Origin of the sequence: Streptomyces lunaelactis (genome assembly GCF_003054555.1) — a bacterium.
In the GTDB taxonomy this organism is placed as follows: Bacteria; Actinomycetota; Actinomycetes; order Streptomycetales; family Streptomycetaceae; genus Streptomyces; species Streptomyces lunaelactis.
In genome coordinates this window covers 3493615-3508546 of sequence record NZ_CP026304.1, presented here as the reverse complement: position 1 = coordinate 3508546, position 14932 = coordinate 3493615, and the positions used below count along the sequence as shown (strand labels likewise).

General features: G+C 71.7%; 13 protein-coding genes. 3 read left to right on the top strand and 10 right to left on the bottom strand.

Annotated elements, in window-relative coordinates:
- Positions 1-26 precede the first annotated feature (26 nt).
- The 5 genes from SLUN_RS15775 to SLUN_RS15755 are packed head-to-tail and all read right to left on the bottom strand — an operon-like array spanning position 27 to position 4137.
- Positions 27-1325, bottom strand: a complete 1299-nt coding sequence (locus SLUN_RS15775; RefSeq protein WP_108149093.1) for a cytochrome P450 — start codon at positions 1323-1325, stop codon at positions 27-29.
- Positions 1322-1969: a GTP-binding protein gene (locus tag SLUN_RS15770; RefSeq protein ID WP_108149092.1), complete on the bottom strand. Its 648-nt coding sequence runs from the start codon at positions 1967-1969 to the stop codon at positions 1322-1324. Before SLUN_RS15770 ends, SLUN_RS15775 begins: the two co-directional genes overlap by 4 nt.
- The gene (locus SLUN_RS15765; RefSeq protein ID WP_108149091.1) at positions 1947-2321 is read right to left on the bottom strand and encodes a DUF742 domain-containing protein; all 375 of its coding nucleotides are present in this window, start codon (positions 2319-2321) and stop codon (positions 1947-1949) included. Before SLUN_RS15765 ends, SLUN_RS15770 begins: the two co-directional genes overlap by 23 nt.
- The gene (locus tag SLUN_RS15760) at positions 2318-2764 is read right to left on the bottom strand and encodes a roadblock/LC7 domain-containing protein (protein ID WP_108149090.1); all 447 of its coding nucleotides are present in this window, start codon (positions 2762-2764) and stop codon (positions 2318-2320) included. Before SLUN_RS15760 ends, SLUN_RS15765 begins: the two co-directional genes overlap by 4 nt.
- Entirely contained in the window at positions 2761-4137 is a 1377-nt protein-coding gene (locus tag SLUN_RS15755) for an ATP-binding protein (RefSeq protein WP_108154771.1), read from the bottom strand. Before SLUN_RS15755 ends, SLUN_RS15760 begins: the two co-directional genes overlap by 4 nt.
- A 466-nt stretch (positions 4138-4603) precedes the next feature.
- Here SLUN_RS15755 and SLUN_RS15750 point away from each other — a divergent pair, with 466 nt between their 5' ends.
- The 3 genes from SLUN_RS15750 to SLUN_RS15740 are packed head-to-tail and all read left to right on the top strand — an operon-like array spanning position 4604 to position 7861.
- Positions 4604-5689: a GNAT family N-acetyltransferase gene (locus SLUN_RS15750; RefSeq protein ID WP_108149089.1), complete on the top strand. Its 1086-nt coding sequence runs from the start codon at positions 4604-4606 to the stop codon at positions 5687-5689.
- 34 nt (positions 5690-5723) lie between these two features.
- Entirely contained in the window at positions 5724-7052 is a 1329-nt protein-coding gene (locus tag SLUN_RS15745; protein ID WP_108149088.1) for a glycosyltransferase family 2 protein, read from the top strand.
- A complete protein-coding gene (locus SLUN_RS15740; protein ID WP_254708453.1) occupies positions 7049-7861 on the top strand; it encodes a polysaccharide deacetylase family protein in 813 nt (270 codons plus the stop codon). Before SLUN_RS15745 ends, SLUN_RS15740 begins: the two co-directional genes overlap by 4 nt.
- A 102-nt stretch (positions 7862-7963) precedes the next feature.
- Here SLUN_RS15740 and SLUN_RS15735 read toward each other — a convergent pair whose 3' ends face one another.
- The 5 genes from SLUN_RS15735 to SLUN_RS15715 form a co-directional block, all read right to left on the bottom strand.
- The gene (locus tag SLUN_RS15735; protein ID WP_108149086.1) at positions 7964-8968 is read right to left on the bottom strand and encodes a glycoside hydrolase family 26 protein; all 1005 of its coding nucleotides are present in this window, start codon (positions 8966-8968) and stop codon (positions 7964-7966) included.
- A gap of 74 nt (positions 8969-9042) precedes the next feature.
- On the bottom strand, positions 9043-9486 hold the full coding sequence (locus tag SLUN_RS15730; RefSeq protein WP_108149085.1) for a hypothetical protein: 444 nt from the start codon (positions 9484-9486) through the stop codon (positions 9043-9045).
- Entirely contained in the window at positions 9483-11381 is a 1899-nt protein-coding gene (locus SLUN_RS15725) for a glycosyltransferase (RefSeq protein WP_254710289.1), read from the bottom strand. Before SLUN_RS15725 ends, SLUN_RS15730 begins: the two co-directional genes overlap by 4 nt.
- Positions 11382-11399: 18 nt before the next feature.
- On the bottom strand, positions 11400-13697 hold the full coding sequence (locus tag SLUN_RS15720) for a lipopolysaccharide biosynthesis protein (RefSeq protein ID WP_371413833.1): 2298 nt from the start codon (positions 13695-13697) through the stop codon (positions 11400-11402).
- A complete protein-coding gene (locus tag SLUN_RS15715) occupies positions 13690-14883 on the bottom strand; it encodes a DegT/DnrJ/EryC1/StrS family aminotransferase (RefSeq protein ID WP_108154768.1) in 1194 nt (397 codons plus the stop codon). Before SLUN_RS15715 ends, SLUN_RS15720 begins: the two co-directional genes overlap by 8 nt.
- Positions 14884-14932: the final 49 nt, after the last annotated feature.

The following is a 14932-nucleotide window of genomic DNA, read 5'->3' as shown; positions in this document are numbered from 1 at the left end:
CCGGTGCGGCGTATCGCCTGGGGTGTTCAACTGGGCTCTCCTGACTGCGAGATGGACGATGAGGCCGGCGTACGTACGGAGGGCAGCTGCGGATCCGTGAAACGCACCGGGAGCGCCGCGAGCCCCTTGCTCCAGGGTGACTTGATCCACGCCAGTTCGCTCTCCGGTACCGCCAGTTCCAGATCCGGCAGCCGGTGCCGGATCGTGTCCACCGCGGTACGGGTGATCAGCCGCGCCGGGTCCTGCGCCGGGCAGGTGTGCGGGCCCGCGCCGAACGCCAGATGCGAACGGTTGCCGATCACCGGGATGCCGTCCGCCGGCAGGATCTCCGGGTCCTGGTTGGCCCCGGCCAGGCCGAGCAGCAGCATGTCGCCGGCGCGGATGTCCTGGCCGCCGAAGCGCAGATCGCGGGTGGCGTAGCGCGCCGGGAAGTTCTGCGTCGGCGGGAAGCGCCACAGCACCACGTCGAGCGCGTCGTCGACGCTGAGATGCCCGCCGGTCAGCGAGGACCGGAACGCCGGGTCGCAGAGCAGGATGCGCAGCGTGGTGGCGATCCAGTTCACCGTGGTCTGGTTGCCCGCCACGAACATCACCACCAGGTTGTGCAGCACCTCCTCGTCGGTGAGCTCGGCCGGGTGGTGCAGCAGCGCGGAGGTGACGTCGTTGCCGGGCGTGCGCCGCTTCTCCTCGATCAGCGCGAGCAGGATCGCGCCCATCCGCTTGCCGGCGTTGACCGAGTCCGCGTTGGCGGCGACCATGCCCGCGATCGCCTGCACCAGCTGCTGCCCGGTCCGGTCGTCCAGACCGAGCAGCCCGGTGATGACCATCATCGGGAGCTTGCGCGCGTAGTGCGGCACCAGATCGGCCTCGCGCCGGTCGGCGAAGGACGCGATCAGCCGCTCGGCCGTGGCCCGTACGCTGCGCCGCAGCTCGTGCCCATTGATCCTGGCCAGCGCGTCGGACACGGCGGCCCGCATCCGGCGGTGCTGCTGCCCGTCGGCGAACAGCAGCGCGGGCCGCCAGCCGACCATCGGCATGATCGGCGAATCCGGCGGGACCCTGCCCTCGCGCAGCAGGCTCCAGCGGCGCGGGTCGTGCGAGAAGTCCTGCTCCTCGCGGGTCAGCCGGAGCAGCTCGCGGTGGCCCAGCACCAGCCACGCCTCGATGCCGGGCGCGATCGTCACCGGGGCGACCGGCCCGTGCTCGCGGCGCAACTCCTCGTACAGCGCGGGCAGTCCGTCGCCGTCGAGCTGCGGCCCGTACAGCGGGGTCGCGACCGGGCAGCGGCCGCCGGTCCCGGGGGTGGAGTGTGCGGGGTGCGTCATGAGGACTCCGTGGCGGCGTGGATGAGATGACGTACGAGGGCGATCAGCGCCTGGACCGAGGACCTGGGGTCGCGGGCGTCGCAGGCCACCAGCGGGGTGTCCGGGAGCAGATCGAGTGCGGCGCGCAGCTCGTCCTCACGGTGCTGCGGGCTGCCGGGGAAGACATTGACCGCCACGGCGAACGGCAGCCCGAGGTCCTCCAGATTGCCGAGCGCGTCGAACGACGCGGTCAGATCGCGCGTGTCCACCAGAGCCAGCGCTCCGAGCGAGCCCTTGGCCAGATCCCGCCAGGCGGGCAGGAACCGCTGCTGGCCCGGAGTGCCGAACAGATAGAGCACCAGCTCGCCGTCGATCGTCATCCGGCCGAAGTCCAGGGCGACGGTGGTGGTGGTCTTGGCACGGTCGCCGCCGGTGTCGACGCGGGCGCCCGCCTGCGTCATCACCGCTTCGGTGAACAGCGGCTTGATCTCGGAGACCGTACCGATCAGCGTGGTCTTGCCGACTCCCAGCGGGCCGACGACGAGGATCTTGGCCGCGCCCGCGACGCCGGACGAGAGGTACTTGCCCGCAGGAGGAACCCCGGCCGGACCCGCGGCCGGACCCGCGGCCGGACCCGCGGCGTCAGAGGCGGCTTTCGAGGCCATGGAGGACCTTTCTGAGCATGGTCACATCGGCGCGTTCGGCCGGCGGAATGGGCGGGCGGTCCACGATCAGACCCCAGTCGATGAGGTCGGAGAGCAGCACCTGCACCACCGAGGGCGGCTGGCCGAGGTGGGCGGCCACCTCGGCGACCGACAGCAGACCCTGACAGTGCGTCAGGATCATCCGGTGCTCCGGCTGGAGGGTGGCCGGATACCCGGCCTCGTCGACCGCCATCACCAGCGTCTCCCAGGACAGCGGCTCGCCGCCGGTGTCCGAGCGTCCGCCGGTGATGACATACGGACGGACCGCGCGAGTGGTCCGTTCATCGGACCCGTCCGTGGACCCGTCCGTCATGACGTCGGGGTGACCGGATCCCGCGGCCGGCTGGTCAGATGCGCGCCGATCTTGGCCACCAGCAGCTGCATCTGCTGGGCGACCAGACCCACATCCGCCTCCGTGTCCGTGGCCACGCCCAGATGCGCGCCCACTCCGGCATGGGTGAACAGGACGAATCCGTGCTCGGACTCCAGCATCAGCTGGCGCACCCCGGCGCCGCCGCCGAACAGCAGCGCGGCGGTGGACCGTCCGGTCATGGTCATCGCCGCGCACGCCGCGGAGAGCGACTCGGCCTCGCCCACGCTCAGGCTGGCCACCGGACCGGCGAGGTTGTCGGCGGACGCGTGGCCCAGCCGCAGGCCGTCCTCGGAGACGACCACGGCGTGCCGGACGCCCGGGATCTCGGTCAGCGGGCGCAGCATCCAGCCCAGGTCGGGGAGTCTGGTGATGGTTCCGGTCACTGCCGGCCTCCGTCGTGCTCGTGGGGTACGTCGGTGTCCTCGAGGGCCGCGCGGCCGCGCCGCGAACCGGACACCACGCTGGCGATCGAAGCGCGCGCGGCCTCCGGGGTCCACGAGGAGGGAGCGGGGGCGGGAGCGGACGGCGGTCCCTGCAGGGCCTGCTGCGCCGCCGCTTCCAGGGTGCCGCCGCGCCGGCTGCGGCGCCGGGGCAGTCCGCCGGGGCCGGTCGCGGGCGCCTGCGCGGAGGCGTGTTCGGCGGCGGTGCGCGCGGCAGCGGGTGCCTGCTGCGGTACGGAGCCGGGGTGCGGTACGGAGCCGGCGTGCGGTACGTGCCCCGCGTGCGGTACCGCCCCCGCCGTCTGTCGCGCGGTGGTGAAGTTCGACAGCGGCTCGGTCAGCAGCCGGAACGGCACGAACGTCACCGCGCGCGTACCTCCGTACGCCGACGCCGCCGTCAGCTCCACGTTGAAGCCGAGCTCCCGGCTCCAGCGCCCCACACACGCGAGCCCCAGCCGCGGCACCGCGCCCAGCCGTGCCAGATCCAGGTCGTCGCGGAGCTGGCCCGTCGCCTGCTGCAGTACGTCCGGCGGCATACCGAGGCCCGCGTCGTCGATCTCCACCACCGCTCCGGCTCCCACCTCGCGGATGGTGACCACGACCTGGGTGCGGGAGGGCGAGAACACCGTGGCGTTCTCCAGGAGTTCGGCGATGGCGTGCATCAGGCCCTCGACCGCGGGCGGCACCACGTACAGCGTCTGCCCGCCGTGCACCTCGATCCGGCCGAACTCCACGATCCGGGACTGGGCGCCTCGTACGCAGTCGTAGAGCGAGACCGGCTGCGTCTCCCGACGGGCCGGCCAGATCCCGCACATCACCAGCAGGGTCTGTGCCTTACGGGTCATCTGCGAGGCCGCGTGGTCGGCCTTCATCACCTCGGCCATCAGCCGGGAGTCGTCGATGGAACGCTCGACATGGTCGAGCACCTGCTGCTGCACCGTGGCCATCGCGTGCATATTGCGGGCGACGGACTCGAAGGCGGCCTGCACCGAGTCGCGCAGTGCCCGCTCCCGGCGGACCGCCTCGTCCGAGCCGAGCGCCACGACCACCGCGGCCAGCGCCCGGGCGAACTCCTCACCGGTGTCGGCCTCCGGGGCGAGGGGTCCGGGCACGCCGTCCAGCCGCTGTCCCGTACGCACCCGTTCGGCGATGGCGGGCACCCGTACCGCCGCCAGATGCGCCAGCTCCGCGCCCCGGGCTGCCGCCACCCGCTGCTCGCGGGCCCGCGCGGCCCGTTCCGCCGCCAGCTGCCGGGTGAGCACGATCGCCCAGGAGAGCACCAGCACCGCGGCGGCGGCGCAGCCGCCCGCCAGCATCTGCCGCCAGTCGGCGGCCGCGGCCCAGCCCACCAGCGCGGCTCCGCCTGCCGCGATCACCACCGCGACGGACCATAAGTGCCGCCGGGCGCCGGCTCCGTTCCCGGGCAGGCTCACCGCGACGACCTCGGTATGACGATCTTGCAGACCATGAGCAGCACCACCACAACGACCACGACCACGAGGAGAGAGCCCTTCCGGGACACATCCGGGACACGTCAGACTCCCCAGAGTGATCGGGAGCGTACAGATCCTATGAGCATCCGACCGTGTTCGAATGTCACTTGCTCAACACCGCTCACATTGCCCGGCAGTTGACTGCGGAACTCGAACACCTCGCGTATCCCTCCTTTCTGGCTCCTTCACGGATCGGTCACAAGAAGTGCGACGCTCCCTACCCTGTCGGGATATGGACCGGTAGCGTCCTGTCCCGGGGAAAGCTCAGGGGTGGGACCGGGGGGTCGAGTTGAGCGGTGTACGCATTCGTGTCGTAGAACCGGACGAGCTGGGCGAAGGGGAGATCGAGGCCTGGCGGGAGCTGCGTGCCAAGACGGGCGCACCCGCCAATCCCTTCATGGAGCCCGAGTTCACCCTCACCGTCGGCCGTGTGCGGCCCGCGGCGAGAGTGGCGGTGCTGTGGGAGGACGGGGAGCCGGCCGGCTTCTTTCCGTACGAACCGGGACCGCTGGGCCATGGACGCGCGATCGGTCTGGGCGTCTCCGACTGCCAGGGCGCCGTCCTGCGCGCGGGGCTGAGAGTCGCCCCCCGTGAGCTGCTGCGGGCCTGCGGACTGTCCGCGTGGGCGTTCGACAACCTCGAAGCGGGACAGACGGTCTTCCTGCCCGATGCCGCCGAGGAGTTCGCCTCTCCCGTGATCGACATCGGCGCCGGGTACGCGGCGTACGAAGAGGTGTTGCGGGCGCAGTCACCCAAGTTCCTCAGGACGACCCTGGCCAAGGAGCGCAAGCTGGGGCGGCAGGCGGGCGAGGTGCGGTTCGTCTTCGACGAGCGCGATCCGGCTGCCCTGCGCGCACTCATGGAGTGGAAGTCCGCGCAGTACCGCAGGACCGGCCGCCGGGACCGGTTCGCACAGGAGTGGATCAACACCCTGGTGCGCCGGCTGCACGAGACGCGCACAGCGGGCTGCTCCGGGGTGCTGTCCGTGCTGTACGCCGCGGACCGGCCGGTCGCCGCGCACTTCGGGCTGCGTTCGCGCACCGTGCTGTCCTGCTGGTTCCCGGCGTACGACGTCGAGTTCGCCAAGTACTCGCCGGGGCTGATCCTGCATCTGCGGATGGCCGAGTCCGCCGCCGACGAGGGCATCGGGATGCTCGATCTGGGGCGCGGGGGCGCGGAGTACAAGGACGCGCTGAAGACCGGCGAGCTGCGGGTCCACGAGGGCTCCTCGGTACTGCCGGGGGCGCGGGCCGCCCTCTACTGGCTCAGCCGCGAGCCCTCGCGCCGTGCGCACAGCTTCGTACGCAGCAGGCCGCGGCTGGCCGGATACGCGCAGAAGGCGCTGAACCAGTTGGGCACTTTGCGGGGCAACTGACCGCGGGAACATCCGAGCAAGCGGGGGTCATCGCATGCCGAGCACACCGCATCAGCCACATCGACCACAAGGCAGTTCGCGGCCGGCCGAGATCCAGGTCGCCGAGCTGGACCTGGACGGACCCGAGGGCGCCGTCCTGAGCTTCGGCCCCGCGTTCGGCGGCGGGCCGCCCGTCGGGACCGGTGACGTCTACGCCCTCGTACGCCTGCGCGGCCGCCCCGTAGCCACGGTCGTGTGCCGCGTCCCGCCCGGCGGGGACCCCGCGGCCACGGTCGCCGCGACCGCCCGCGCCGAACTCGCCCCACCTCGGCCGCACGAGGACGTGCCCGGCGACCTGCCGCGTACGAGTGTCGTCGTCGCAACCCGCGAACGCGCCGACCAACTGGCCCGCGCCCTCGGCTCGCTGCTCGCCCAGGACCACCCCGACTTCGAGATCGTCGTCGTCGACAACGCGCCCGTCACCAGCGCCACCCACGACCTCGTCGAGAACAAGTACGGCGACCTCGTCCGCTACGTCCGCGAGCCGGTGCCCGGCCTCGCCGTCGCCCACAACCGGGGCATCGCTGCCGCCGACGGCGCGGTCATCGCCTTCACCGACGACGATGTCGTCGCCGACCCGCACTGGCTCTCCGCGCTCACCGCGCCCTTCGCCCGCGACCCGGGCCTGGGCTGTGCGACCGGGCTGATCCTGCCCGCCAGGCTGAGTACTCCAGCGCAGATCCTCCTCGAGAGCCATGGCGGCTTCGCCAAGGGCTTCGAGCCGCGCCAGTACGACCCCGCGCACCCGCCCGCCGGCGAGCCGCTCTTCCCGTTCACCGCGGGCAGCTTCGGCTCCGGCGCCAACATGGCCTTCCGGGCCACCGTCCTGCGGGAGATCGGCGGCTTCGACCCCGCAACCGGCACCGGGACCCCCGCCAAGGGCGGCGACGACCTGTACGCGTTCGTCAGCGTCCTCGCCGCGGGCCACCGGCTGCGCTACACCCCCGACGCGCTGGTCTGGCACCACCACCGGGAGAGCTGGCAGGACCTGAGGAACCAGGCCTACGGCTACGGGGCCGGGCTCACCGCGTATCTCACCGCCATCCTCGTGCGCAGACCCGCCCTGCTGCCCGCGCTGCTGCGGAAACTGCCGCGCGGCCTGGCCCACGCCCGCTCCATCACCGCCCACCGCGAGGCCGGCGGAGCCTCCGTACCCGGGGAGCACGGGGCGCAGGACTACCCCTGGCCGCGCCATCTCTCCCGGCTCGAGCGGCGCGGGATGCTGGCTGGGCCGATCGGGTATGCGAAGGCCCGCAGACGGGTGCGCGGCCTACCGCTGCCCTGGGACCAGCGCCTGATGCGCGGGCAGCGGGAGGAGCGATGAGAGGCGGCCCCGAGACGATGCCCCGGATTCCCGTACTGCTCTATCACGCGGTGATGGACGACCCGCCCGACTGGATCGCCGAATTCGCCGTGACGCCCAAGGAGTTCGGCGCGCAGTTGGACGCGATCGTGGCGAGCGGTCGCACCCCGGTCACGATCAGCGCGCTCGTGGACCACTTCGCGGGCCGCGGCCCGCTGCCGCTGCGGCCCGTCGTCCTCACCTTCGACGACGGCTTCGCCGATCTGCCCGGACCCACCGCCGAGGCGCTCGCCGCCCGCGCACTGCCGGCCACCGCGTATCTCACCACCGGGGCCATCACGCCGGGCCGGCGCAGTCTGCTGCCGCCCGCGCCGATGATGACCCTCGCCCAGGTGCCCCGGCTGGAGCAGTACGGCATGGAGGTGGGGGCCCACACGGTCACCCACCCCCAGCTGGACACCCTGCCCGCCGGTGCGCTGAGACGTGAACTGACCGAGTCCAAGGCGGTGCTGGAGGATGTCGTGGGCCATGAGGTGACGCATCTCGCCTATCCGCACGGTTACAACAGCCGGGGCGTACGCAAGGCGGTCGCCCGCGCGGGCTATGCCTCGGCGGTCGCCGTCCGGCACGCACTGAGTTCGGAGACGGACGAGGCGTACCGCATCGCCCGTCTCATCCTGCGCCGCGGTCACACGGTCGCGGACATCGAGGCGTGGATGGACGGGCGGGGCGCGCCGGTCGCGCCGTTCCCCGACTCGCTGCCGACGATGGGGTGGAGGCTCTGCCGGCGGATCCGGGCGGCGGTGAAGGGCCCGGTCTTCGCGGGATAGAAGCCCTCGCGGGTCAGGGGGTAAACGGGTGGGACGGGTGGGACGGGTGGGACGGGTGGGACGGAGAGGACGGGCAGGACACCCCCTGGCCGTGCACGGGCCTCATGGCCGCGGCTGGTGGAAGTACGGGTCGGAGACGGCCTTGCGCAGGCTCTTCCAGGATTCGTCCCTGGCCAGCGCGAGATCGCAGCCGGGCCCCGGATCCCGGTAGTTCCACTGGAGCACGGCCCGTACACCGTCCAGCTTCTTGACCACACGCGGCACTTCGGCGTACCACTCGGCCTGGGCGTCGGGCCTGGACGGATCGTCCGCTGTGCCGAACTCCGAGAGTATCAGCGGCTTGTCGTCGGAGATGTTCTCGCGGATCCAGTCGTGCGAGGCCGTCTGGGTCTGCTCGAAGCTCTGCCACTTCGCCTTGTGGCAGCGGTAGTAGTTGTACTGGTTGTAGCCGATCCAGTCGACGTACGCGTCGCCCGGATAGAGCTTGGGGAACAGCTCGCTGTGGCCCGTGTAGCCGGTGATGACCCAGCTCCACACCACGTTCCGCACGCCGAGTTCGCGGAACCGGTCATGAATGTGGCGGTAGGCGGCGACGTACTCGGCAGGTGTGCCGTTGGCGGGCGTACGGGTGTCCATCTCCAGGTCGAAGGAGAGGAAGAGCGGCTTGCCGTACTCCTTGATCCGCTTCGCCTGGACATCGATCACGCTCTTGTCGAGTGCCCCCGAGGCGATGCCCTGCCAGCTCGGCTGCTGCGCCGGGGTGCCGTTCCACCATTTGCTTTCCCAGGACAGCAGCAGCATCCGGTCCTTGCCTACGCGCTGTTCCTGCTCGGTCAGCAGCTGTCCCTCCAAGCCGTCCAGGGACATGTCGTGGTAGGCGTAGACGATGTCCAGCCTGCGGCCGATCCGCTTCTCGTAGGCGAGGACCTTCTCTTCGAGGTCGGGCTTGCCGTGCCGTACATAGGCACCGAACCAGGCGCCGCAGTCGGGCACCAGCAGTTCGGCGGGCCGGCACTGCGGACCCGAGAGGGCGGAGTCCTCGGAACCCGAGGACTTCTGCAGGGCGAGTATGCCCACGAGCAGCACGCCGATCAGCGCCGTGGACATGGCCCACAGCCGCCGTCGCTCGTGCGGCCTGCGATGAATGCCTGGCGCCCCGCGAACGGGGCGTCGGGGGAACGTCACAGGGGCGAGCCTTTCTGTGGCGGCGATGACGCACGCGCGGTCCGTGTCCGGCTGCGGAGCCGCGGACAGCAGGCAGCGAGCATCGTCAGCAGAGTGAGCAGCACCAGGACCCGCTGACCGCTGAAGGCATGCGCGGCCATCAGCACGGTGGCGCCGATGAGCGTCGCGCTCACGCTCAGGAAGACCATCAGGACGAGCTGCTCCAGCCGCTCGGAGTCCCGCGCGAAGCCGCTGTCCCAGCTCTCCGCAGGACCGACGGCTTGATGGCGCCGGATCGCGGGGGCGCAGATGCGCAGGACGGCGGCGCCGGGACCGGCGAGCAGGAACACGGCGACCGGCGCTGCCCGCAGCGGCGATGCCGCGGGCAGCAGGGTGGCGCCGATGGCGAACCAGCCTGCGAAGGGCGGCAGCAGCCGGATCGCGAGCGACTGAGGTCTCATGATGTCCTCCCCGTGCCGGCTGTCGGCGCGCTGCCGTCGATGGCTTCCGTGCGCTTCAGTTCATAGATGACGCCCGCGCTGTTATGGCCCACCTGCTCGAAGAGGGGCGACGCGGCGACGGACGTCTCGATGCTCCGCAACTGGTCCGCGGTGAGCATGCCGTTCATCTCGGAGTTGGCGATCTGGCCCTGGGTGAGCAGGAAGTACGCCCGGCCGGGCGGCTCCACCGCTGCCATGTCCCGGGCGAGTGTCCCGGCCGGGTCCTTCAGAATCTCTTCGACGTGGCTCTTGGCGTCGTCGAGGAACCAGTAATGCCGCACATTCCAGTACGAAGCGTACGCGAGTGGGTAGTTGCGATGTGCGGCAACGACAAGAGAGCCCTTGGGCGCCCGGTCGAAGACCTGCTGGACCAGCGCGACCTCCTGCGGAGGGAAGTAACTGAGCCGGTCCTTGCCCGAGTAGCCGGGTACGAACGCCGCCGTGAGCGCGAGCAGCACCACCCCGGGAAGCACGGCGAACCGCAGGCCCACCGCCGGCGGCGGGGCCCCGTGGCCGACGGGATCCGCGGCCAGCGGCCGTACCGGGGGCAGCAGCGCCGCCGCGGCGAAGAAGCAGGCGCCGGGCAGCATGAAGAGCAGCACCCGGAAGATCATTTCGCTGCCGTAGTCATTGGCCACCAGCATCAGCAGCGGTACGGCGGCGAGCAGCAGCAGCGGACGGGCGCGGTGGCGCAGCACCCGTTGGCGCAGCACACCGATCCCGGCGAGCAGCAGCACGGAGCCCGACAGCACCCGCGACACCCAGGAGACGATCACCGGTCCGGTGCCGGTCGGCGTCGACCCGTACCCCGTCTCCAGATTGCCGCTCACATCGCCGAAGGAGCTGATCATCTCGGGGACCGCCGTCCGCAGGAACGGCAGCGAGGCGGTCAGGTTCCACGCCAGGAACACCAGCAGCAGCGTGACCAGCAGGGCCCAGTCGCGGTATCGCCGCATCAGGCACAGCCCGCCGATGGCCGCCACCAGCATCACCGGGGTGAGCTGGTGGGAGATGACGATCGCGGTGATCACCGGGATGAGCAGTACGGTCCACAGCGCCTGCCGCGACCTGATGCCCCGTTGGGTGCGCCCGCCCCGGCGCAGCACGATCGCGATCACGCCGAGATAGAGGGCGAGGGCCAGCGACTGGGGGGAGAAGTAGTCCTGCCCCACCCAGTTGGCCACACAGAAGAGCCAGACAGCGGTCCAGATCAGCCGGCGGTCCTGGGTGAAGGTGCGGTAGATCAGCAGCAGCGGAGCGAGCAGCATCAGACTGGAGACCAGTGGCCACCACGCCATGTACATCGCCGCGTTCTCCACACCGGTGAGCCGCACCAGCGCGGCCTGCGCGGCGAAGAACCCGGGCCACTGGTCGTAGACCGCCATGTCGCCGAGCCGGTCGCCCCGCTGGAGGCCGCCCGCGGTGAGCAGATGCTCGATGACCGCGTCGTGCTTCCATGCCCAGGCGTACAGCGGCGTGGGATAGACGAGCGCCTGGGTGGCGCGCTCCATCACGATCAGACCCACCGTGTACGCCAGCGACCACCAGTTGCTGCGCAGCGGATCCCGTACGCAGACCCAGAAGCCGGCGGTCAGCAGCGCGAGCGCGACCCAGAAGACCACCGGCAGTGCCCCGACCAGGCCGAAGTCGCCGAGCGCGGTGGTGTCGGTGCCCGCCACGGCGTACGCCCACAGGGCGAGCGCCACGACCAGCGGCGCGGCCAGGCGCAGCGGTACCACCCAGCGCGAGCGGTCCGGTACGGGCAGGTCGGCGAGGTCTGTCGCGGGGTCGTCACCGGCCCACTGGTTGGGGGCGGCCACGGCTCTCCCGGCGGCTGAGATGGCTGGCTGTCGCATGCTTGTCCCCCTGATGGATCAGTTCTGTGCCGACGTGGATCGCGCATCGCGCCGCCGTCGTCCACGGACGCGGCTGATGTACCAGAGCCCCAACGCGAGGCAGGAAAGGAGCAGTTGGAGCGGGAGCGCGACGGGCGCGAGAGGTCTCTGCAGGGCCCAGCCGCACACCGCGAGCAGCCACACCGCCCCCCACTGTGCCGCGACGGGCAGCCCGGTAGCCCGGAGAATCGCCAGCACCGCGACCAGACAGAGCAGTTGACAGAATGCGGGCAGCCAGCGGAGCAGCGGCTCGGGGCTGTCGAGACCGGCGGCCGAAGCGAGGAAGCCGGCAGGCGACTCGTACCACGCGCCTCGCACGGGCTCCGGTTCCCAGCCGAGCACCGCGGGCGCGGAGTGCAACGCCGCGAAGGTGACCAGCAGTCCGGCGCTGAGCAGGGCGGGGCGTGGGCGCAGCAGTGAGACGGCGGCGCTGTGGACGACGATCAGCAGGACGCCCGCGGTGAGGGTGACCGGCGGCAGCGCCCGCAGCAACTGGGTGCCGGAGAGCTGGTCCATGGTGATGTCCGAGGCCTGGAACAGCGGCGCCCAGAACAGCACGGCCGCGAGCCCGAGCAGCAGCCACAGCGCGAGGGCAAGGCGGCTCTCGCCCGGGTCGAGTGCCTGCTCCGAGCGCACGGCGGCCCGCCCCGGGTCCGGCTCGCCGGACGCCCCCACCGACTCCTGCGGATCCTGTACGTAGACGGGGAAACCGAACGCCGGTGTCGCCGTGTCGTCGTGCACACTGCGCAGATACGAGGTCTGCCGCGCCCAGTCCGTCCCGTACTCCTGCGCGTACTCCGCCGCCGCCTCCTCGCGACGCTCGGCGGCCCGCCGCGCCCACGTCGTCCCGTACTCCTCCACCTCCGGACCCCTGCGCCGCACCAGCGCGGTGAACCAGGACGGCCGGGGCTCGCGGCCCGACAGCGCGGCACGCAGCCCCGGCACGGACACCGCGGCCATCACGGTCATCGAGACCAGCATCGCCATGCCCGCCCCGGAGATGCCGACGGGGCCGAGCAGCATCGCGGCGCTGCCCAGCACCAGCACGCACATCGTGCCCTGCAGGAGGGCGAGCACGCCCGTACGCCCCTGGACGCGCAGGACCCCGATGTACAGCTCGACGGCGACCCGTGGCAGGGCGGCGGCGGCCAGCAGCCGCAGCACCATGGTGCCGTGCGCGGCGTAGTCCTCGCCGAACGGGGCGAGGATCTGCGGGGCGAACACGATGAGGAACACCACGACCGGCACCAGCAGCACGGTCATCCGGCGCAGCGCGCCGCGCACCCCGCCGGCCAGGCTCTCCGGGCTGTGCGAGGCGTGGGCGGTGAGCGAGGAGGCCATGTTGATGGCCATGAACTCCATCGTGCCGCCGACGGTGTACGCGATGTAGAAGAAGCCGTTGTGCGCGGCGTCGAAGCGGACCGCGACCATCACCGGCAGCAGATTGATCATCGCCAGTGAGAACAGCGAGCCGACCGAGTCACCGGCGAGGAAGCGCCCGATGTCGCGCATCCTGAGCGGCTCGCGGTCGACGTCGGCCGCCGCCTGCCGGGGGATCAGCCTGCGGAAGATCACCCAGCCCAGCGGCAGTACGGACAGGGCGATGGCCGCGGCCCACGAGACGAAGATGCCCAGTACGGGCAGCGCGGTGGCGAAGACGACGAGCAGCAGCAGCTTGCCGATGGAGAAGACGGCGTTGCCGACCGGCACCCAGACGGCCTTGCGCAGGCCGGTCAGCACCCCGTCCTGGAGGGTCAGCAGCGCCCAGCCGACACAGGACGCGGTGAAGAGGATCCCCGCGGTGAGCCCGCCGAGCGGTGCGTACGAAGGTCCCCAGAGGTCGAGCGTGAACAGGAACGCCACGGCGGCGACGCACACCACCAGCGAACTGACCGCGTACGCACGCCACACCAGCGGTCCGGTGGCACGCCCGGCCCGGGGCACGTACCGCACCACCGCGCCGATCATCGTGGTCGCGGTGACGGAGGCCAGCAGCCGCATCGCGGCGATGGCGGCGGAACCCTCGCCGACCGCCTGCTCGGTGTAGTAGCGGGCGGCGACCAGCCAGAAGCCGAGGCCCAGCGCTGCGGAGACGCCGGTGGAGAGCATCAGCGCATAGGCGTTGCGGAACATCGAGTCGCCGCCGCCGGTGGCGGTCACCGCCCCTCCGTCCGCCCCGGCGCCTGCCCCGTTCGCCCCGTTCACCCCGCTCGCTTCGGGAGCGGGTCCAGCGGCATCCGGGCCGGACGGCTTGCGCAGCCGGGTGGTGTCAGACACCGGGCTCGCCCTGCGCGGACGGTTCCGCGGCGTCGGCGGCCGTCGGTGGCCGGGCCGGCTGTGCGCCCAGTTCGGTGAGGACGGATATCACCTGTCCGGCGATGAGCGGGTCGACGGGCAGCGCGTGCCGGGCGAACCAGGCGGCCGGTCCGGGAGCGGGCGACGGGTCGGTGAAGACCTCGCCCGCGTACGCGTCGAGCGGCGGGTCGTAGAGATAGCCGACGGTGATCCGGCGGCGTGCGAGCGCGGCGATGGCGGCGTCGCGGTCGGCGACCAGCAGCGGCACCCGGAACAGCGGCTGTACGGGTCCGGGCCGCGGCAGCGCCCACCGGGTGGCCGACAGCCGCTCGGTGCCGGCGCGGTGCGCGGCGAGCCGTCCCTCCAGGCGGGACAGCAGCCGCTGGGTACGCCGCAGCCGCAGCCCGCCGGGTCTGAGCCGGTAGTCGTGCATGTCCACCCGTACCCAGGACCCGAAGTCGTCCAGGCCCTGTCCTGGCGCGGGCGCGGCCGTCATCGCCTGCTTCAGCTCGTCCGGCCGCAGCTCCATCCGGATGTCCTCGCGCTCCTGGAGACCGAGCAGCCGCTGGGTGGCGCGGGCCGCGGGCACGAGCCGCAGTCCCCGGACCCCGGCCTCGGCGTACGGTCTCAGGCCGTACGCGATCTCCGCCGAGAGCCGGGCCGGCTGAAGAAGCTCGTCCCGTGCCCGCTCCAGGGCCGCCCTCAGCGCCGGGTCGGCGATCGTGAGGAATCCGCCGGTCTTGGCCCCGGTGTGCTTGGAGAGGCTGAAGACGGACGCGTCGCCGAAGCTCCCCACCGGCCGTCCCGCGACCTCGCTGCCGATGGCGTGGGCCGCGTCCTCGAGCAGCGGGATGTCCAACTGGTCGCAGCGGGCGCGCAGTTCGGCGGCCGGATCGGGATTTCCGTACAGATTGGTGGTGAGCACGGCGGACAGCCCGTTCCATACGGACGCGGGGACGGCCGCCATGTCGATGGAGCCGTCCTCGGCCTTGAGCGGCGCCTGTACGGGGCGCAGTCCCGCGGCGAGCACCACGAAGAAGATCACGTCGTCGTTGACCGGCGACATCAGTACGCGTCCGCCGGGCGGGCACCAGTGGCGCAGCGCCACATAGAGCCCGAGACGGCATGACGGCACATACAGGCTTTCCCTGCCCAGGCGGCGTTGCATCAACTCTTCGAGTGGTGCGTACGCCGACGGACAGCCCTCCCCAAGAGCC